Here is an 18,168-nt window from a genome sequence, read left to right on the forward strand (position 1 = left end):
CCTCGACCTGGTCGGTCAGCGGGGTGAAGGCGCTGATCTCATTGATGAATCGGGGCAGATTCCGGTAGTCGTTGACATATGTATCACGACCGAGGATCCGGCCAACGGGTTCCGGCCCGACACCGGCCGTATCACCGGGTACCGCTCGCCGGGCGGCGCGGGCGTACGCCTGGACGGCGGCACCAACGTCGGCGCCGAAGTGGGTGCCTACTTCGACTCCATGCTGGTCAAGCTCACCTGCCGCGGGCGCGACTTCCAGACCGCCATGGCGCGTTCGCGCCGCGCGGTCGCCGAATTCCGCATCCGTGGCGTGACGACCAACATCCCGTTCCTGCTCGCGGTCCTGGACGATCCGGACTTCCGTGCCGGCCGGGTCACCACCTCGTTCATCGACGAGCGGCCGCAGCTGCTGACGCTCAAGAGCTCGGCCGACCGCGGCACCAAGATCCTGAACTACCTGGCCGACGTCACCGTCAACAAGCCGCACGGCTCCCGGCCCACCGCGGTGTACCCGCACGACAAGCTGCCCGCCCTCGACATGACCGTGCCGCCGCCCGCCGGATCGCGGGATCGGCTCCTCGAACTGGGTCCGGAGGGGTTCGCCCGCGCGCTGCGCGAGCAGAAGGCCCTCGCCGTCACCGACACCACCTTCCGCGACGCGCACCAGTCGCTGCTCGCCACCCGCGTGCGTACCAACGGCCTGCTCGACGTGGCCGGGCACGTGGCACGGCTGACGCCGGAACTGCTGTCCATCGAATGCTGGGGCGGCGCAACCTATGACGTGGCACTGCGGTTCCTGTACGAGGACCCGTGGGAGCGCCTCGCCGCGCTGCGCGAGGCGGTGCCGAACATCAACCTGCAGATGCTGCTGCGCGGGCGCAACACCGTCGGCTACACCCCGTACCCCGAAAAGGTCACGCGCGCTTTCGTTTCCGAGGCCACCGCCACCGGTATCGACATCTTCCGCATCTTCGACGCGCTCAACAACGTCGATCAGATGCGGCCCGCCATCGACGCGGTGCGCGAAACCGGTACGGCCCTGGCCGAAGTCGCCCTGTCCTACACCGGCGACCTGTCCAACCCCGACGAGGACCTCTACACCCTCGACTACTACCTCAAGCTCGCCGAGCAGATCGTCGAAGCGGGCGCCCATGTCATCGGCATCAAGGACATGGCCGGGCTGTTGCGCGCGCCCGCCGCGACGACGCTGGTGACGGCGTTGCGCCGCGAGTTCGATCTGCCGGTGCACGTGCACACCCACGACACCCCCGGCGGCCAGCTCGCGACCTACCTCGCCGCCTGGCAGGCCGGAGCCGACGCCGTCGACGGTGCGTCCGCGCCGATGGCCGGGACCACCAGCCAGCCCGCCTTGTCGGCAATTGTGGCCGCGACCGCGAACTCTCCGCACGACACCGGCCTGAACCTGCAGAACGTGTGCGACCTCGAGCCGTACTGGGAAGCGTTGCGAAAGGTCTACGGCCCCTTCGAATCCGGTCTGCCCGGCCCGACCGGTCGCGTGTACACCCACGAGATTCCGGGCGGTCAGCTCTCGAACCTGCGCCAGCAGGCCATCGCGCTCGGCCTCGGTGATCAGTTCGAGCAGGTCGAAGCGAAATACGCTGCGGCGGACCGGCTCCTGGGCCGTCTGGTCAAGGTGACCCCGTCCTCGAAGGTCGTGGGCGACCTCGCCCTCGCTCTCGTCGGCACCGGCGTGGACGTCGAGGACTTCGCCACCGATCCGGGCCGCTACGACATCCCGGATTCGGTGATCGGTTTCCTGCGTGGAGAACTCGGCACCCCGGCCGGCGGCTGGCCCGAGCCCTTCCGCAGCCGCGCCCTGGCCGGACGCGGCGCGGCCAAGCCGGAAACCCAGCTCACCGCCGAGGACGAGGCGGGCCTGAACGGCAGCTCCGAGGAACGCCGCGCCACCCTCAACAACCTGCTGTTCCCCGGGCCCACCTCGGAATTCCTCGCGCACCGCGAGAAGTACGGCGACACCACCAACCTGTCCGCCAACCAGTTCTTCTACGGCCTGCGCCACGACGAAGAGCACCACGTGCAGCTGGACAAGGGCGTCACCCTGCTCATCGGGCTCGAGGCGATCTCCGAGCCGGACGAGCGCGGCATGCGCACCGTGATGTGCATCCTCAACGGCCAGCTGCGCCCGATCACCGTGCGCGACAGGTCCATTGCCAGCGAGGTGCCCACCGCGGAGAAGGCCGACAAGAACAACGCCGGTCACATCGCCGCGCCGTTCGCCGGTGTGGTCACCCTCGCGGTGGGCGAAGGCGACACGGTCGCCGCGGGCGACACCATCGGCACCATCGAGGCCATGAAGATGGAGGCCGCCATCACCGCGCCGCGATCGGGCCGGGTGCGGCGCGTCGCGATCGGCAAGGTGCAGCAGGTGGAAGGCGGCGATCTGCTGGTGGAGGTCAGTCTCACCGAGGCCGCGGCCGAGTGACACGCATCGTCGCGGGCACCGCGGGCGGACGCCGGTTGCGCGTTCCGCCCGCGGGCACCCGCCCGACCTCGGACCGGGTGCGCGAGGCGCTGTTCAATCTGGTCTTCTCGCGCATGGACTTCGACGGCCTGCGCGTGCTGGACCTGTACGCCGGATCCGGCGCGCTCGGACTGGAAGCGCTGTCCCGCGGGGCCGCGCACGCGCTGCTCGTGGAAGCCGACCGCAAGGCGGCGGCGGTCGTCCGCGGCAACATCGACGATCTCGCCCTGCCCGGGGCGGACCTGCGCGCGAACACCGTCGCCGCCGTCCTGGGCCGGCCCGGGCACGCGTCCGCCCCGCCGGGCGCGCCGTACGACCTCGTCTTCTCCGATCCGCCGTACGACGTCGACGTGGCCGACGTGCAGGCCGATATCGCGGCGCTGGCCGAGGGCGGCTGGCTGGCCGAGGGCGCGCTGTTGATCATCGAGCGCTCCACCCGCTCGCCACAGGTGGACTGGCCCGTGGGTTTCACCCCGGAGAAGTCGCGCAAGTACGGCGAAACCCGTTTGGACATAGCCGAATACCTTCCCGGCGCCGAGTAGCGCGGGTGACTGACGTCGTCCGCGGGGCTCGCATTCCCGGCGGACGGCCTCGGGCACGACGTCCCCTGTAACCGGCTCTGTCGCCCCTCGGTGTGCCGCACGGTATCGGACGGCCCCGACCCGGGCGCACCCGAACGGACGGCACGGTCTGCGGTAGCGTGCGGCCATGGCTGGAGCATTGTGCCCGGGTTCGTTCGACCCGGTGACCAACGGACATCTCGACGTGTTCAACCGGGTGGCCGAGCAATTCGACGACGTCGTGGTGACGGTGGTGATCAACCCCAACAAGCAGGGCATGTTCAGCGTCGAGGAGCGCATGGACCTGATTCGCGAGGTCACCGCGCACCTGCCCAACGTGCGGGTGGAATCCTGGCGGGGTCTGCTGGTGGACTTCGCCAAGGAGCAGGGGATCACCGCCATCGTCAAGGGTCTGCGCGATGCCACCGACTTCGGGTACGAGCAGCAGATGGCGCAGATGAACCGCAAGCTCACCGGCGTGGACACCTACTTCATCGCCACCAACCCGCTCTACGGATTCGTCTCGAGCTCCCTGGTGAAGGAGGTCGCCACCCTCGGCGGCGACGTCACCGACCTGCTCCCGCCCGCGGTCCACAAGGCCCTGCTCGCCCGCATCGCGGAACGGCAGGCGGCGAAGTAACCGGCCGGCGACAAGCCCCGAACCCGCACGAGCGTTGCTCCCGGCGCTCGTGCGGGGAACGTCCTCACAACGGGTGCAACGTCGTTCGCCGCGGCTCGGGGACGGCGCCGGGGTCGATCCGGCCGTCGAAACGGCGGCCGCCGGGGCGCGCGAGCGCCGCGTACAGGCGGTGCGCGGGACCGCTGCCCGCCAGATCGGACCAGGTCCAGCGGACGACCCGTAACCCGAGCGCGCGCAGGTGGTGATCGCGAATCATCTCCCGGCGCACCACCTCCGCGACGTCGTCGCCGGGCCGCACCCGCCGCCCGAACCGGATCGGGCCGTCGAATTCGCAGACCACGCCGGTGTTCTCGTAATAGAACCCGACCCGCGCCACGAATCTGTCGTCGGCGGTCACCACGTCGCCGCGGGTGCGCGGCGCCGGTAGCGCCATCCGGCGCAACATGATTCGGCTCAGCGACTCCCCGGCGCCGCCGCTGCGGCCGTCCAGGAACGCGATGACCTGTTTGGCCTGGGCGATGCCGTGCCTGCCCGCGGCTCGGGAAAGCTCGTGCGCCAGTTCGCCGCCGCCGATGCCGAACATGCCGACCAGCGCGTCGCCCGCCACCACCGCGGACTCGAACGGCAGGCTCAGCGCCAGGTCCACCACCGTGCGGGCGGGCGGGGTCAGCAGCAGTCCGTGCCAGCGCACGGCCGCGTGCAGGGGTGAACCGTGCACCCGCGTCAGGGGCCGAGTCCGCCCGCCGCCCCGGCGATTACGCGTGACGCACACCCGATCCAGGGGCGTGCGCCACAGCGGCGCGCCGTACAGCAGCGCCGCGGATTGGTGGCTCACCACCGTCTCCCCGGCCATGTCCGGCAGCACCGCCTCGATCAGCATCCGGTGCCGCGCGCGCGAATCGGGGAGCGAGGCGTGCGGGCCGCCGCGCCCCTCGGGCGGTCGCCACCCGAGACCCCTTGTCGCACACGCTCTCGCCACCCCGGTGCGCGGGCCCGTCCGTACCGCGGCCCGCTCCCGGCCGCCGCCCGCCGGCCCCGGCGACGTCATTCCCCCTCCTCGTGCTTGCGTGGCCGGCCCGGCCGCCGATGGTGCCGCACACAGCAATCGCTCTCCCGCCCCACCGGCCGCCGCGGACCGGGTCCGTGCGCGTCCCGCCGTCCGCCGAGGCATCCGTGCCCGTGCCGCATAGCGAAAACCCCTCTCGTAGGTCGATGCTGGTTTTGACGCAGCTCCGATCGGGACGGTTCCACCACCCCCGGAAATGCCGAATCCCCGTACCACTTGCCGGATTTCGACCGGATCGTGGTGACGGGGACGCGGGGGAATCGATGGGGGATGGACCCCGGCGGGTGAAGGTCTCAGAAGACCCAGAGCCGCAGGGTCAGAAAGCGCATGGTGCCGACCGCGGCGGTGATCGCCAGTACCGCGCCGGCCTGCGCGAGATCGCCGAGTCCGGGGGCGGTGCTCTGCAGGATCGCCAGCCCGCCCGAGGTGATGGCCAGTCCGGCCAGGGCGAGGCCGCCGCCCTCGAGCTGCGCGGTGAACCAGCGCACCCGGCCCGCGGCGTGGAAGGTGAGCCGGCGGTGCAGTTCGTTGGCCAGCGCGGTGCTCACCACGGATCCGGCCAGATTGGCCAGCTGCGGCCCGCCGCCGTAGAAGGCGAGGAACAGCAGCAGGTAGCCGATATTGCTGAGGCCGCCGACCGCGGCGAATCGTACGAGCTGGGCGAGGGCGTGATCGCTGCGGATCCAGGCGCCGAACTGTCCGGTCCAGCGTGCCCCGAAACCGCGGACGACGTCGGCGCCGTACGCGTAGGTGTCGATCAGGGTGGGCACGGGCAACATCGGGGCCCGCTGCGGGATGTCCAGGACAGCCATTGTCTTTTCCCATCGAACACGTCGGGCCCGGCCCGGCGGAGTGTCCCTCACTTCGAACACTCGGTACTATGTGTTCAGTATCGACTGAACAAAGCGAACAGTCAATCCCGTTGTCGCCGCGGGCTCCGCTGCCCCGGCAACACTTTCTTGCTCAATGAATGTAACACCAACTGGAGGCGTTTCCTCCACTTCTTTTTGTGGTCTATGAAACAGCAACGCGACACGCCGTGTCGCACGTGTTGACAGCCGCTCGGCGGGCAGACTGGCAAGAACGGAGAACCTCGCCGTGGGAGTCCTGGCAGGAAAGAGGGGATAGCAGGCATGTACCGGGTATTCGAAGCGCTCGACGAGCTCGTGGCCATCATCGAGGAGGCGCGAGGCATCCCGCCGACCCGCAACTGCATCGTGCCGCGCGGTGAGGTGCTCGAACTACTCGACGACGTCCGCGAGGCGCTGCCGGGCGAACTCGACGACGCCCAAGACGTGCTCGATCACCGCGACAAGATCGTCACCGATGCCCGCAACGCCGCCGAGACCGCCGTGACCGGCGCGAACGAGCAGGCCCACAACACCATCACCGGCGCCCGCGACGAAGCCGACCGCATCCTCGCCGACGCCAAGGCGCACGCGGACCGCATGGTCGCCGAGGCCCGCGCCCACGCCGAGCACCTGGTCAGCGACGCCGAGGCCGAGGCCGAGCGGGTCGTCACCGAGGGCAACCAGGAATACGAGATGGTCACCGGCCGCGCCCGCAGCGAGGCCGATCGCATGACCGCCGCCGGTCAGGCCGCCTTCGATCGCTCGGTCGCCGACGGTAAGGCCGAACAGGAACGGCTGGTCTCGGCGACCGAGGTGGTCCGGGCCGCGCACGTGGAATCGGCCCGGCTCATCGACACCGCCCAGGCCGACTCCGATCGCCTGCGCACCGAATGTGACGAATACGTCGACGCCAAGCTCGCCTCCTTCGAGGAGACCCTGAGCAACACCCTGCGCATCATCGGCAAGGGCCGCAGCCAGGTTCGCCCGCCCGCGCCGACCTCGCACATCCCGGACTACGCCGCGGAGTTCGGCCGCTGATCGGCCGCCCCCCGATTGGGCTCTGAGCGTGCGCTTCGGTATTGTGGGGTGGTTGCCCATTCCACACCCGAAGGTGAGTGAACCCTGATGTCCGCCGATTCCGGCTCCACGCCTCGTCACCGTCGCACGACGGCCGACGACGCGGGCTTCAACCTGGATACGCGACGTCTGGGGCGCAAGCCGGGCTCGATCCTGCCCGTGCACCGCACCTTCGCCATCGATGAGCGCATCGGCCTGGAAATGGTCGGCATCCCGGCGGGCGCCGAGGTCGAACTCGACGTCAACCTGCAGTCGGTGTCCGAGGGCGTACTGCTCATGGGCACCCTGCGCGCACCCGTCGAGGGCGAATGCTCACGATGCCTCGAACCCTTCGCCGATTCGATCGAGTTGCAGCTCACCGAACTGTTCGCCTACCCGGACAGCGCGACCGAGCAGACCACCGAGGAAGACGAGATCCATCGTCTGGTGGACGACATGATCGAACTCGAGCCGGTGGTCATCGACGCCGTCGGGCTGGAACTGTCGCTGCAGCCGGTGTGCGAGCCCGATTGCCCGGGATTGTGCGCCGAATGCGGCGTCCGGCTGGCGATTGCGGAATCCGGCCATGGTCATGAGATACTTGACCCTCGCTGGGCCGGGCTCGCGAAATTCGATGTCGTGGATGGCGAGAAACCGTCCGCGAACTAGCCCCTCGGCTGCGGTGTCCTCGTACATCGCGCCGAACCCCATCAGCACAGCTTTCACCCTTGCGGACCACGGTGGTTCCGTGAGTATGAGGACAGAGGAGAAGTAGTCGTGGCCGTTCCGAAGCGCCGGATGTCCCGTTCCAACACCCACTCGCGCCGGAGCCAGTGGAAGGCCAGCGCGCCTACCCTGATCACCTGCCCGAACCGCGCCTGCGGCCAGGCCACCCTGCCGCACATCGCGTGCCCCTCCTGCGGCACCTACAAGGGCCGTCAGATCACCGCCGCGGTCTGATTCTCTGATCCAGCCGATCGTGACCGCCAGCAAGGACGCGGCGGAGGCGCCCGCCGTGGGTGACTCCGCCGACCATTCCAGCCTGCTCGAAGCGCTCGGCGTCGGCCTGCGACCGGACCTGTTGCGCCTCGCGCTCACCCACCGGTCGTATGCCTACGAGAACGGCGGGCTGCCGACGAACGAGCGCCTGGAGTTTCTGGGCGACTCGGTGCTCGGCCTGAGCATCACCGAACGCCTGTACCTGGAGCATCCGGATAAATCCGAGGGCGAACTCGCCAAGCTGCGCGCCAGTGTGGTCAACATGCACGCGCTCGCGGAGGTGGCTCGCACCCTCGGCGCCGGTGGTCTGGGCCGGCATCTGTTGCTCGGTAAGGGCGAAGAGCTCACCGGTGGCCGGGACAAGCCCAGCATTCTCGCCGACGGTATGGAATCGCTGCTCGGGGCAGTACACCTCGAGCACGGAATCGATACCGCGCGGACCGTGGTGCTGCGGCTGTTCGCCGAGCTGCTCGAACGCGGCCCCCGCATGGGCGCCGGGCTCGACTGGAAGACCAGCCTGCAGGAGCTGACCGCCGAGCGAGGCATCGGCGTCCCCAGCTACGAAATCACCTCCACCGGACCGGATCACGACAAGGAGTTCACCGCCACGGCGGTGATCGGTGGCCGGTCCTACGGGCAGGGTGTCGGGCGTTCCAAGAAGGAAGCCGAGCAGAAGGCCGCGGGCGCCGCGTACCAGGCTCTGAATGATCAGAACGCCGAAAACGGTACCGCCGCCGACGGTTCGGCGTAAGCGGGCCGGGACTATCATTCTCCCGTGCCCGAGCTGCCCGAAGTAGAAGTCGTACGGCGCGGTCTCACCGAACACGTGGTGGGCCGCGTCGTCACCGCCGTCACGGTCCGCCATCTGCGTTCGGTCCGGCGGCACATTCCCGGCGGCGACGATCTGGCCGCCCGGTTGACCGGCCTGCGGGTCGAATCCGCGCAGCGGCGCGGCAAATTCCTGTGGCTCACCTTCGACGAGCCCGATACCTCGCTCGTGGTCCATCTGGGCATGAGCGGGCAGATGCTGGTGCAGCCCGCCGATTCCCCGCGCGAGAAGCACGCCCACATCATCGCCACCCTCGACTCGGGGGACGAGCTGCGGTTCGTGGATCAGCGCACCTTCGGCGGCTGGCAGTTGGCGGATCTGGTCGAGGTGGACGGGACGCTGGTGCCCGAGCCGGTCGCGCACATCGCGCGCGATCCCCTCGACCCGCTCTTCGACGCCGACGCGGTCGTCAAACGCTTGCGCGCCAAGCAATCCGAGATCAAGCGGTTGCTGCTGGATCAGACCGTCGTCTCCGGTATCGGCAACATCTACGCCGACGAAGCGTTGTGGCGGGCCAGGATTCACGGTGAGCGGGTCGCGGCCAAGCTCACCCGGCCGGCCCTGACCGGCCTTCTGACAGAGGCGAGTTCGGTCATGAGCGACGCGCTGCTGGCCGGGGGCACCTCGTTCGACGCGCTCTACGTGAACGTCAACGGGCAGTCCGGTTACTTCGAGCGGTCGCTCAATGCCTATGGCCGCGAACACGAACCGTGCCGGCGCTGCGGTGCGCCCATGGCGCGGGAGAAGTTCATGAACCGCTCGTCGTTCTCCTGCCCGCGCTGCCAGCCGCGGCCGCGGGTCTGACGGTTTCCGAGGGTCGTCGCCACCGTGCGCCACCCCGGGGTCCGCTCTTCGGAAGAGCGTCCCCGCGCCCGGCTGTGAAGCGCTACCGTTTTCAGTAGCGGCACGCGTGGTGTCGGCTGGAGGGATCAATGCGCAAACTGACCTACTACGTGGCGGCCACCATCGACGGCTTCATCGCCTCGGACGACGGCGCCGTCGACTTCTTCCCCGTCGGGGGTGATCACGGTCCCGCGATCACCGCTCAATACCCCGAGACCCTGCCCACCAAGGTGCGGGAGGCGCTCGGGGTGGCACATCGCAGCACCACCTTCGACACGGTGATCATGGGCCGGAAGACCCATGATTTCGGGGTCCGGACCGGCACCTCCAGCCCGTACTCGCACCTGCGGCAGTTCGTGGTCTCGCAGGCCCTGCCCGAGAGCCCGGATCCGGACATCGAGTTGATCTCCGCGGATCCGCTGGCCCGGGTGCGCGAGCTCAAGCGGGAGAAGGGGCTGGGCATCTGGCTGTGCGGCGGTGGTGAGCTCGCGCAGACGCTGCTGCCGGAGATCGATCAGGTGTTCCTCAAGCTCTACCCGATCGTGCTCGGCACGGGCCGGCCGCTGTTCGGCGCGGGCGGGAAGCTTCCGGAGGCGACCCGGTTCCGGGTGCTCACCAGCCGGGTGTTCGAGGACGGCGTGGCGTTCCTGAAGTACAGCCGTATTCGCTGAGCGCTCGCTCGCACTAGGATTCGAGCGGTGGGATTGTCGTTCGAGACCCGCGGGTCGGATTCACCCTGGATCGACATCGTGTGGACGTGCCGCAGCGAGCAGGTCACGGAGATGACCTCCGTGGCCTCGGAGACCGTCGGCCTGGTGTTCTGGGAGCAGCGCGGCGTTCGGTACGCCAGCGTCACCGGGCCCGAGAATCGTTGCGGCACAGCGCCGGTGCCCGAGGGCGCGCACTTCGTGGGCATCCAGTTCGCGGTGGGCACCGCGCTGCGCATGGTGGCCACGCCGCAGCTGCTCAACGGTGGGGTGCTGCTGCCCGATGTCGGCAACCGCACCTTCGCGCTGGACGGTGACCACCGGGAGACCCCGCAGGCCGACGACGCCGAGGCGCTGGTGACCAGGCTGGTGCGGGACGGCGTGCTGGTCCGTGATCCGCTGGTCGCGGACCTGCTGCGCGGGCATCGCCCGGCGGCGGCCGAACGCACGCTGGAGCGGCGTTTCCGGGCGGCGACCGGGCTGACCCAGGGCGCCGTGCGGCAGATCGGGCGTGCGCGGACCGCGGCGGTGCTGCTGGCCGGCGGCGAGACCGCGAGCGCGGTGGTGGACAAGCTCGAGTACTACGACGAACCCCACCTGGCCCGCGCGCTGCGCAAGTACATCGGGCGTACCGCGCAGCAACTGCGGTCCGGCGGCGGCGGGAACATCGCCCTGGACCCGGGTCAGCGCACGACCTCGTACACCAGCTTGCTGACGCCGTTGGAGTAGTTGGCGGACTCGCGCAGGCGCAGCTGCTGCTTGTCCCGGTCCGAGCGGCTGAACAGGCTCTTGCCCGCGCCCAGCAGCACCGGGAAGACGAGCAGGTTGTAGCGGTCGATCAGGTCGGCGTCGGAGAGGTTGCGGGCGAGTTCGGCGCTGCCGTGGATGAAGATGGCCCCGCCCTCGGTCTCCTTGAGCTTGGCGACGTCCTCGATCGAGCGCAGGATCGTGGTCGGCCCCCAGCCGTCGAGCAGGTCATCCTCGCCGAGTCCGGTGGAGAGCACGTACTTGGGCAGGTCCTTGTACGCGATGTGGTCCTCGGATTCGCGCCAGAACGGCGCGAACGCCTCGTAGCTGCGCCGCCCGAACAGCAGCGCGGTGTGATCGGCGAGCTCCTCCCCCTTGAGCGCGTACGCCTCGGGCACGAACTCGGTCTCCATCACCCACCCGCCGCTACGGTGCCCCTCGACCTTGCCCCCGGGCGAGTCGACGACGCCGTCGAGCGACATGAATCCCGTGTAGACCAGTTCGCGTGCCATGGTGTTCCTCCTGATGTCCGGGGCGGTGTGTCCGCCGCCGTGCTGGTGATCATCAGCCTAGGAGGGCGGCATGCCCCGGGTCTTGGACGAAACCGGCACGTTTCGGCGACCGTGTTTCGGGCCGAGCCGCGCCGTGGCCGAGCCGCGCGCAGTTGCCCGCGGGCACGCGATGGCGAGATTGCCCAGCACCTCGCGATGTTCGATGACGGTGCCCGTCCACACCGGCAATATGCTCCATGTACAGGGGTAGCAGCTGATCGTGGTCGGCAGGGCGGAGCGGGAGACGCGTGCGAGGACGCGCCGGCCGGGTGCGCCGGGCGGCACGTCGCATCGTGATCAGAGGATGGCTACCGCGACCACTAGGCCGAGGGCGAAGTGGGCTGCGGCCACCACCAGGGCCTCGGTGGTGAAGGTCGGCTTGTGCAGGACCTCGCCGATATTGATCCCGAAGGCGTGCTCGAGGATCCGGACCGAGACGACCTGGGCGATGATGCCGACCAAGCCGTAGATTGCGGCCGCGATCAGGCCTTCGGTGAGCTTGCCCGCCGAGGAGTAGATCGCCAGGACCACGATGAAGGCCATGCTGAGCATGCCCGCGGCGCTGACCACCACGGCGTTGGGCAGGCCCTGGGCGACCAGGGCGCGCAGGGAGCCGGGGGTGGTGAGGTCGACGGCGTAGAAACCGATGAGCATGAGTACCAGGCCGACCAGGGCGTAGAGCAGGATGGCGCCTACGCCACGGCCGAGGGAACTCCAGTACCCGGCTTCGAGCGCGAGAGTGGTCGTCATCTGCGGGTCCTCCGGGGAGTCAGGGTTGAGGGATACGGTGCGGGACGAAGGCGGCGCCGTCGTCGGTGATCAGGCCCGCGGTCTCGCGAATGCCGAGGCCCGCGGATTCGTCGCCGACGATCCACGCGCCCAGCACCGGGCGCATGTCGTCGAATACCGGGAGCGGGTCGAGCAGTTGGTAGACATAGCCTTCCGCGCCGTAGACGCCGCCGGTCGCGGTCTCCATGCCCGCGCCGACGATCGTCATGTTCGCGCCCTCGCGCCCGAGCTTGGGTTTGCGAATGTACTCGGTGAGCTCGTGCGGATCATCGAGGTAGGTGGGCAGCAGGTTCGGGTGGCCGGGGTACATCTCCCACAGCACCGCGAGCAGGGCCTTGTTCGACAGCAGCGACTTCCACAGCGGCTCCAGCCACATGGTGCCGGGCAGCGAGGCCGTCACCCGCTCGCCGAACTGGTCGGTGAGCACCCATTCCCAGGGATAGAGCTTGAAGATCGACTGGATCGGCGCCTCGGCCAGATCGACGAACCGTTCGAGTTCGGTGTCGAAACCGATGTCCTCCACCGGAAGCGCGATGGTGTCGAAGCCCGCCTCGGCGGCGGTCTCCTGCATGTAGGCGGTGGTGACGTTGTCCTCGCCCGAGGCGTCGGCGCCGGACCAGGAGAAGTGCAGTTCGGTGCTGGGCAGCAGCTCGCGCAGCTCGCCCCAGCGCTCGACCAGCTTCTCGTGCAGTGAGTTCCACTGATCGTCGTCGGGGTGCGTGTCGGTGAGCCAGTGCCACTGCACGATTGCCGCCTCCACCAGCGAGGTGGGGGTATCGGCGTTGTACTCCAGCAGTTTCGCCGGGCCGCGACCGTCGTAGCGCAGGTCGAAGCGGCCGTAGATGTGCGGGTCGGACCGCTTCCAGGACGCCGCGATCGGTTCCCAACTCCATTGCGGCAGACCGAAATCGGCGAACCGCTCGGTGAGGATGATGTGTTCCACGGCGTGCAGGCACATGGTGTGCAGCACCTCGACCTGCGCCTCGAGGGCCAGGATCTCGTCCATGTCGAACTCGTAGTGCACCGATTCGTCCCAGTAGGGGCGGGGCGCGCCCTGGGCGTCGCGGCCGGGCTTGCCGTACACCAGGCCCTGGCTCTCGACGATCCGCTCCCACCCGGGGCGGGGTGCGCCGCGCACGCGCCGCATTACGATCCGCTCCCGCCGCTGCTCTTGGAACCGAGTCCGCCGCGCTGAATGCTGGTGCCGCTCTTGGTTTTGATGGATGCGCCCTTGGGTTTCACGGTCGTGCCGCCGGTGGGCGCCTTGCCCACGGTGTTGTTGCCGCCGTAGTAGTAGCGGTACTGGTTGCCGTTGAGGATGAAGATGCCCGTGCTGCCGCCGTGGCCGCCGCCGGTGGCGCGGTCGGCGTCGTCACAGTCCTTGTCCGGGATGATGATTTCCTGGTTGTCCTGTGTGGCGGTGACGGTTTGGTCGTTGCCGAGCGAGACGACCTGGCCCTTCTTCGCGATGATCGTGCAGTAGGCGGTCACCTCGGGGCCGGTCAGCGCGCGGTACGCCAGGTAGCCGCCGCCGACCAGACCGGCGACGCCGACCACAGCGACGCCGCCGATGAGCAGCTTCTTGCGCTTCTTGCGCTTGGCCTCGGCCGCGTCGGCTTCGGCCTGGGCGGCCTGGGCCGCGCGTTCGCGGGCCTTGTCCCGGGCGCGCGCCTCGGCGACCGTGGGCGGGCGCGGGGTGGTGACGCCGGCTTCCTGACGGGCCACCTTGCCGCGCCGGGGGCCCTGTGCGGCAGCGGGTTCCGCCGGTGCGGGCGGCCACGCGGGGGGCACGTGCGCGCCGCCGGGTTCCGGGGCGCCGGGCGGCGGCCACGGGGGCGGGACGGCGCTGCCCGCGGTGAACGGTTCGGTCGGCGCGGTCGCGGCGGGTGGCGGCCACGGGGGTGGCGCGTGCGAGACGGTGGGGTCGGCGGCTCCGGGCTCGCCGGGCGTACCGGCGACGGGTGGCCACGGCGGGGGAGCGTGCGGCGCACCGGTTTCCGGCGACCGGGGTACCTGCGGCGCGGAGGGCGGCGGATACACCGGCTGCCCGGAGGGGACGGTCGGCTCCTGCCGCGCGGTCTCGTCACCGGGCCCGGCGTCCCGCGGCTGCAGCGGCCGTCCGCCCGCGCCGAAGACGGGCGGTGCGGCATCGTCGGGGGACCCGCCGCCGGGCGTGAGGGGGCGGCCACCCGAACCATAGACGGGAGTCGTTTCGCCGCTTGGCGGTTCGCCGGCGGGTTCGGGCGACCTCGGTTGCAGGGGGCGTCCGCCGGAGCCGTAGACCGGTGCCGGGTCGGGCTCGCCCGCCGTGGATCCCGGGGCGGTGTCGTCGGAGTCGCGTGCTGACGGCTGGAGGGGACGACCACCCGAGCCGTAGACGGGCTCGCTCGCCGGGGGCGAGTCGTCGCCCGCACCGGACGACGGTGCCAGAGGTCGTCCACCCGAGCCGTAGACCGGGGCCGGGTTAGATTCGCCCGCAGCGGGTTCGCCGGTCTGGTCGCCGGTATCGCGGGATGACGGCTGGAGCGGTCGGCCGCCGGAGCCGTAGACGGGAGCCTCGTCGCCGGTCTCGTCGCCCGTGGCGCGGGACTTCGGTTGCAGGGGACGGCCGCCGGAGCCGTAGACCGGCGCCGGGTCAGGCTCGCCGCCGGCGGGTTCGGGGGTCTCGTCGCCGGTGTCGCGTGATCTCGGTGTCAGGGGCCGTCCACCGGAGCCGTAGACCGGCGGCGGAGTGGAACCCGGTTCGCCGGTGGGGGATTCGCCGGGGGTGTCGCCGGGGCGTTCAGTGGCCAACTATCGACTCCTAGAACTCCGTGCGCACTAGCGCTCCTCGAAACCGGACATGCCTCCTTGGGCGGCGCCCCAGTCTTCCACAACCAGATCCACCCGGCCAGGCGTATCGCCCGAACGTAGCAGGTCGAGGAGCGCTTCGCAGTCGGCACGCGGGCCCTCGGCCACGACGTGCACCCGGCCGTCACGGTGGTTGCGGGCGTAGCCGGTCAACCCGAGTTCCAGTGCGCGCGAACGGGTCCACCATCGGAAGCCGACGCCCTGGACCCGTCCGTGCACCCAGGCGCTGAGCCGGGCCGGGTTCACTCGTCGACGCGGAAGGTGAGATTGACGGTGGTGCCGGCCTTGAGCGTGCGGCCCACGGTGCAGACCTTGTCGATGGCGCGCTGGGCGGCGACCATGACGCGCTGGCGCGTCTCCTCGTCGAGTTCGCTCAGGTCGAGTTCGAAGCTCTCGTTCAGCTCCGGGTAGGTCTCGTTCTCGCGGTCGGCGTCACCGGAGACGCGGACGGTCGCGTCGAAGTTGTCGCCGAGCTTGCGGGACAGGGTGAAATCGGCGCTGAGGCCGGTGCAGCCCGCGAGCGCGATCTTGAGCAATTCGCCCGGGGTGAACGCGCCGGCCACGCCCGCCGAGGCGATGAGCACCTCGCCGCCCCGGTTGTTGCGGCCGGTGTAGGCGCGGGTGCCGGTGCGCTCGGCCCACAGTTCCACCGGTTCGGCGGTCTGGGTGGCGGCGGCGGTCTGCGGTGCGGCGGTCTGTTCAGCCATGTCACGATCCTCCCATTCGTCCCGCGCACGCCGCGCGAGCCCTCACCCGGATGTGACACACAGCCCATCCGGATCATGCGGAACGCGGGGAGCGACCGGCGAATTCCGCGTGCGGGGCCGCTGTGACGTGCGGCGCGATCGACGCACCGGGCACGCGGCCCGGGTGGTCGATCGACTGCCGGATGCCGAGGGACGGTCGAACCGTGCGTGCGCTTCGCGAGTCGGCAAGCGCCGTATGCAGCTATCTACCCGCCGGCCCGGGGGAGGGAGTCGATCAGCGCGGGGGTCAGGGAGGGGAGGCCGTCGGTCACCACGTGGGCGGCCAGGGCGAGGGCGTCGGGGGCCGGTGGATAGCGGGGGTGGGGGACGGCGATCACCGTCATGCCCGCCGCAGCGGCCGAACGCAGGCCGTTGGAGGAGTCCTCGATCGCCACGCAGTCGCGCGGGGCGATGCCCAGGCCCGCGGCGGCGGCCAGGTAGCCGTCGGGAGCGGGTTTGCCGCGGTCGACCTCCTCGGTGGAGACGGTCGTGTGGAACAGGCCGGTCACGCCCATGTGGGCCAGGACCACGTCGATCAGGCGGCGCGGGGAGGAGCTGGCCAGGCCGAGGGTGTAGCGGGCGGCGAAGCGGCGCACGGTCTCCACCGCGTCCGGCATCAGCGGCAGGTGCTCGGCGTAGCGGGCGCTCATGCGGTCGATGACGTCGGTGGCGACCTGGTCCGGCGTGCGGCTGCCGTCGATCAGATCCTTGCTGATGTACTCGGACCATTCGGCGGTGCTCATACCCATGAACCGCTCCTGGGTGTCGGGCAGGATGCGCCCGCCGAGCTCCTCGATGTAGGCGGTGCGGACTTCTTCCCAGATGGGCTCGGTATCGATGAGCACGCCATCCATGTCGAAGACGATTGCGGCGACAGACATGGTGCCCATGGTCGTGCATCGCGAGATGCGGGCGCGCTCCGGGGGCGGGAAGCGATGCGCCGGAAGGCCGGACGCGATCCGTGTCGCGCGGCGGTGCCGGACCGTACGCGGCGGGGCCGCGGGGCAGCGAGGTGCCCGTGCGCGCCGCACCGGATGCGACGCGCACGGGCACACCCCTCTATTCGCGGTCGTCCGTGTGCGCGGAGGTGGGCAGGGGTGTCCCGAGGCGTTGGGCGAGAAGGGCCACACCAGGTCCCTCCACCATGGTCAGCGCCACCGGCCGTCCGGTGATCAGGAGCAGCAGCGCGAGGACGGGTCCGCGAACCTCCGCGCCGGCGCCGTGCGACCACTCGATATCGGTGGCGGTGAGGTGCAGCCCGTCGAGGCGGTGGGGGTCCCACACCGGGCGGCCGACCTCGACCGCGCGATCGGCGCCGGCGGCCGCGCCCGCGGGCGCGACGATCAGGGTGCGGCCCAGGGGAATCGCCATGTCCTGCCCGTGCACGATGGTGTCGAACAGGATGTTGCGGTAGTTGGTGAGCCGGGGCAGCGTGCGCACCGCGGCGTTGGCGCGCAGCGCCGCGACCGGATCCCCGGCGATCGCGGCCTGCTCGCGGGTGAGGGTGTCGATGAAGCGGTTGTAGTTGCCGCGCGTGCGAATCGCGGTGGCCAGCATGACTTTCGCCGCCGGCGGGGTGGGGGTGAAAGCCACGTGCGCGGCGACCTCGCGCACCCGCCAGCCCGCGCACAGCGAGGGGGTGTCCCACTGCTCGGGCGTGAGATCGGCGAGCATGTCGGCGATGGCCAGGCGCTGCTGTTCGATGACCTGCCAGCTGGTTTCGCGATCCATGACGGTTACCTCTTTCGGGCACAGCGGAATCGGAGTCGCGCGATACCGGCCGAGTCCTGCCGTGGCGGGCCGCCGATCGCCGGGGCGAGCCGGTGGAATTAGTCAGTATCTCTGACTAATATGGTAAGAGTCTCTGACCGAATGTCAAGGAGGACGATGAGCGGCGACACCGCTGAACAGGACACGAGCGAGGATCCCGGCGAGCTGAACATCGGCCTGCTGATGTTCATCGCCCACCGCTCGATGGAGCAGCGCGTGCTCGCGGAGCTGATCGCACAGGGCCACGGTGCGATCACCACCGCGCAGGGGCGGCTGGCCGCGCGCATCGACCCGGGCGGCACCCGGCTCACCGACCTGGCCGAACGCGCGCAGGTCACCAAGCAGACCGCCGGGTTCCTGGTCGACCAGCTCGAGCGCGCGGGCTACGTGGAGCGGGTGCCCGACCCGAGCGACGGTCGCGCGCGCCTGGTCCGGCTGAGCCCGTTCGGGCGGGAGATGGCGGACCGCGCCAATGTCATCGCCGCCCGGATCCAGGACGAATGGGCCGCGCACCTGGGGCCGAGGCGCACCCGCGCGCTGCGGGAGGCCCTCACCGCGCTGCGCGAGATCACCGATCCCTACGCCTGAGCGGCCGCCGCCCGAGCGGGGCGGCCGGTGTCCACTGACTGGGATCGGGGTCGCGAACGCCGCCGCCCGGTCC

The 18,168-nt window shown here is 70.2% G+C and carries 21 protein-coding genes; 11 read left to right on the forward strand and 10 right to left on the reverse strand.

Annotated features, from left to right (window positions below; all coding sequences use genetic code 11):
- The 3 genes from ACWDOP_RS37930 to coaD all read left to right on the forward strand — a co-directional run.
- Positions 1-2,464, forward strand: a 2,464-nt coding sequence (locus ACWDOP_RS37930; RefSeq protein ID WP_456348934.1) for a pyruvate carboxylase, incomplete at its 5' end; no start/stop codon positions are given.
- Complete coding sequence (gene rsmD, locus ACWDOP_RS37935) at positions 2,461-3,045, forward strand: 16S rRNA (guanine(966)-N(2))-methyltransferase RsmD (RefSeq protein WP_456348935.1); 585 nt, start codon at positions 2,461-2,463, stop codon at positions 3,043-3,045. The genes ACWDOP_RS37930 and rsmD, both read left to right, overlap by 4 nt.
- A 166-nt stretch (positions 3,046-3,211) precedes the next feature.
- Complete coding sequence (coaD, locus tag ACWDOP_RS37940; protein ID WP_454206046.1) at positions 3,212-3,703, forward strand: pantetheine-phosphate adenylyltransferase; 492 nt, start codon at positions 3,212-3,214, stop codon at positions 3,701-3,703.
- A gap of 64 nt (positions 3,704-3,767) precedes the next feature.
- Here coaD and ACWDOP_RS37945 read toward each other — a convergent pair whose 3' ends face one another.
- The gene (locus ACWDOP_RS37945; RefSeq protein ID WP_456348936.1) at positions 3,768-4,751 is read right to left on the reverse strand and encodes a hypothetical protein; all 984 of its coding nucleotides are present in this window, start codon (positions 4,749-4,751) and stop codon (positions 3,768-3,770) included.
- 311 nt (positions 4,752-5,062) lie between these two features.
- A complete protein-coding gene (locus tag ACWDOP_RS37950; RefSeq protein ID WP_456348937.1) occupies positions 5,063-5,581 on the reverse strand; it encodes a GtrA family protein in 519 nt (172 codons plus the stop codon).
- A gap of 321 nt (positions 5,582-5,902) precedes the next feature.
- On the opposite strand from ACWDOP_RS37950, the gene ACWDOP_RS37955 reads away from it, so the two are divergent.
- The 7 genes from ACWDOP_RS37955 (at position 5,903) to ACWDOP_RS37985 (ending at position 10,783) form a co-directional block, all read left to right on the forward strand.
- Entirely contained in the window at positions 5,903-6,658 is a 756-nt protein-coding gene (locus ACWDOP_RS37955) for a DivIVA domain-containing protein (RefSeq protein ID WP_454206040.1), read from the forward strand.
- Positions 6,659-6,745: 87 nt separating this feature from the next.
- A complete protein-coding gene (locus ACWDOP_RS37960; protein WP_456348938.1) occupies positions 6,746-7,345 on the forward strand; it encodes a YceD family protein in 600 nt (199 codons plus the stop codon).
- A gap of 108 nt (positions 7,346-7,453) precedes the next feature.
- Complete coding sequence (gene rpmF / locus ACWDOP_RS37965) at positions 7,454-7,636, forward strand: 50S ribosomal protein L32 (protein ID WP_354989856.1); 183 nt, start codon at positions 7,454-7,456, stop codon at positions 7,634-7,636.
- 19 nt (positions 7,637-7,655) lie between these two features.
- On the forward strand, positions 7,656-8,426 hold the full coding sequence (gene rnc / locus ACWDOP_RS37970; protein ID WP_379001055.1) for a ribonuclease III: 771 nt from the start codon (positions 7,656-7,658) through the stop codon (positions 8,424-8,426).
- A gap of 24 nt (positions 8,427-8,450) precedes the next feature.
- A complete protein-coding gene (gene mutM / locus ACWDOP_RS37975) occupies positions 8,451-9,308 on the forward strand; it encodes a bifunctional DNA-formamidopyrimidine glycosylase/DNA-(apurinic or apyrimidinic site) lyase (protein ID WP_456348939.1) in 858 nt (285 codons plus the stop codon).
- A gap of 128 nt (positions 9,309-9,436) precedes the next feature.
- Complete coding sequence (locus ACWDOP_RS37980; protein WP_456348940.1) at positions 9,437-10,018, forward strand: dihydrofolate reductase family protein; 582 nt, start codon at positions 9,437-9,439, stop codon at positions 10,016-10,018.
- 27 nt (positions 10,019-10,045) lie between these two features.
- Positions 10,046-10,783 carry a helix-turn-helix domain-containing protein gene (locus tag ACWDOP_RS37985; RefSeq protein WP_456348941.1) on the forward strand — a complete coding sequence of 246 codons (738 nt, stop codon included), beginning with the start codon at positions 10,046-10,048 and terminating at the stop codon, positions 10,781-10,783.
- Here the strand turns inward: ACWDOP_RS37985 and ACWDOP_RS37990 are convergent.
- The 8 genes from ACWDOP_RS37990 to ACWDOP_RS38025 form a co-directional block, all read right to left on the reverse strand.
- The gene (locus tag ACWDOP_RS37990; RefSeq protein ID WP_456348942.1) at positions 10,738-11,313 is read right to left on the reverse strand and encodes a dihydrofolate reductase family protein; all 576 of its coding nucleotides are present in this window, start codon (positions 11,311-11,313) and stop codon (positions 10,738-10,740) included. The two genes, ACWDOP_RS37985 and ACWDOP_RS37990, sit on opposite strands and share 46 nt — an antisense overlap.
- A 336-nt stretch (positions 11,314-11,649) precedes the next feature.
- Positions 11,650-12,102, reverse strand: coding sequence for a DUF350 domain-containing protein (locus ACWDOP_RS37995; protein ID WP_456348943.1), 453 nt, complete (start codon positions 12,100-12,102; stop codon positions 11,650-11,652).
- Between the two features lie 19 nt (positions 12,103-12,121).
- The gene (locus ACWDOP_RS38000; RefSeq protein WP_456348944.1) at positions 12,122-13,288 is read right to left on the reverse strand and encodes a glutathionylspermidine synthase family protein; all 1,167 of its coding nucleotides are present in this window, start codon (positions 13,286-13,288) and stop codon (positions 12,122-12,124) included.
- Positions 13,288-14,934 (reverse strand): hypothetical protein, encoded by a 1,647-nt coding sequence (locus ACWDOP_RS38005; protein WP_456348945.1) that lies wholly within the window; start codon positions 14,932-14,934, stop codon positions 13,288-13,290. Before ACWDOP_RS38005 ends, ACWDOP_RS38000 begins: the two co-directional genes overlap by 1 nt.
- Positions 14,935-14,961: 27 nt before the next feature.
- Positions 14,962-15,237 (reverse strand): acylphosphatase, encoded by a 276-nt coding sequence (locus ACWDOP_RS38010; protein ID WP_454206006.1) that lies wholly within the window; start codon positions 15,235-15,237, stop codon positions 14,962-14,964.
- Positions 15,234-15,698, reverse strand: a complete 465-nt coding sequence (locus tag ACWDOP_RS38015) for an OsmC family protein (RefSeq protein WP_454206004.1) — start codon at positions 15,696-15,698, stop codon at positions 15,234-15,236. The genes ACWDOP_RS38010 and ACWDOP_RS38015 overlap by 4 nt, the downstream gene beginning before the upstream one ends.
- A gap of 245 nt (positions 15,699-15,943) precedes the next feature.
- On the reverse strand, positions 15,944-16,618 hold the full coding sequence (locus ACWDOP_RS38020; protein WP_456348946.1) for an HAD family hydrolase: 675 nt from the start codon (positions 16,616-16,618) through the stop codon (positions 15,944-15,946).
- Between the two features lie 178 nt (positions 16,619-16,796).
- Positions 16,797-17,468, reverse strand: coding sequence for a maleylpyruvate isomerase family mycothiol-dependent enzyme (locus tag ACWDOP_RS38025; protein ID WP_456348947.1), 672 nt, complete (start codon positions 17,466-17,468; stop codon positions 16,797-16,799).
- A 156-nt stretch (positions 17,469-17,624) separates the two neighbouring features.
- Here ACWDOP_RS38025 and ACWDOP_RS38030 point away from each other — a divergent pair, with 156 nt between their 5' ends.
- Positions 17,625-18,095 (forward strand): MarR family winged helix-turn-helix transcriptional regulator, encoded by a 471-nt coding sequence (locus ACWDOP_RS38030; RefSeq protein WP_456348948.1) that lies wholly within the window; start codon positions 17,625-17,627, stop codon positions 18,093-18,095.
- The last annotated feature ends 73 nt before the right edge of the window (positions 18,096-18,168 follow it).

This window comes from Nocardia sp. NPDC003693 (assembly GCF_053981095.1).

Bases quoted from the DNA above. Each gene is read 5' to 3' on its own strand.
- coaD (WP_454206046.1), top strand. From the start codon at position 3,212: ATGGCTGGAGCATTGTGCCCGGGTTCGTTCGACCCGGTGACCAACGGA.
- ACWDOP_RS37945 (WP_456348936.1), bottom strand. From the start codon at position 4,751: ATGACGTCGCCGGGGCCGGCGGGCGGCGGCCGGGAGCGGGCCGCGGTA.
- ACWDOP_RS37950 (WP_456348937.1), bottom strand. From the start codon at position 5,581: ATGGCTGTCCTGGACATCCCGCAGCGGGCCCCGATGTTGCCCGTGCCC.
- ACWDOP_RS37955 (WP_454206040.1), top strand. From the start codon at position 5,903: ATGTACCGGGTATTCGAAGCGCTCGACGAGCTCGTGGCCATCATCGAG.
- ACWDOP_RS37960 (WP_456348938.1), top strand. From the start codon at position 6,746: ATGTCCGCCGATTCCGGCTCCACGCCTCGTCACCGTCGCACGACGGCC.
- ACWDOP_RS37980 (WP_456348940.1), top strand. From the start codon at position 9,437: ATGCGCAAACTGACCTACTACGTGGCGGCCACCATCGACGGCTTCATC.
- ACWDOP_RS37990 (WP_456348942.1), bottom strand. From the start codon at position 11,313: ATGGCACGCGAACTGGTCTACACGGGATTCATGTCGCTCGACGGCGTC.
- ACWDOP_RS37995 (WP_456348943.1), bottom strand. From the start codon at position 12,102: ATGACGACCACTCTCGCGCTCGAAGCCGGGTACTGGAGTTCCCTCGGC.
- ACWDOP_RS38000 (WP_456348944.1), bottom strand. From the start codon at position 13,288: ATGCGGCGCGTGCGCGGCGCACCCCGCCCCGGGTGGGAGCGGATCGTC.
- ACWDOP_RS38015 (WP_454206004.1), bottom strand. From the start codon at position 15,698: ATGGCTGAACAGACCGCCGCACCGCAGACCGCCGCCGCCACCCAGACC.
- ACWDOP_RS38020 (WP_456348946.1), bottom strand. From the start codon at position 16,618: ATGTCTGTCGCCGCAATCGTCTTCGACATGGATGGCGTGCTCATCGAT.
- ACWDOP_RS38025 (WP_456348947.1), bottom strand. From the start codon at position 17,468: ATGGATCGCGAAACCAGCTGGCAGGTCATCGAACAGCAGCGCCTGGCC.
- ACWDOP_RS38030 (WP_456348948.1), top strand. From the start codon at position 17,625: ATGAGCGGCGACACCGCTGAACAGGACACGAGCGAGGATCCCGGCGAG.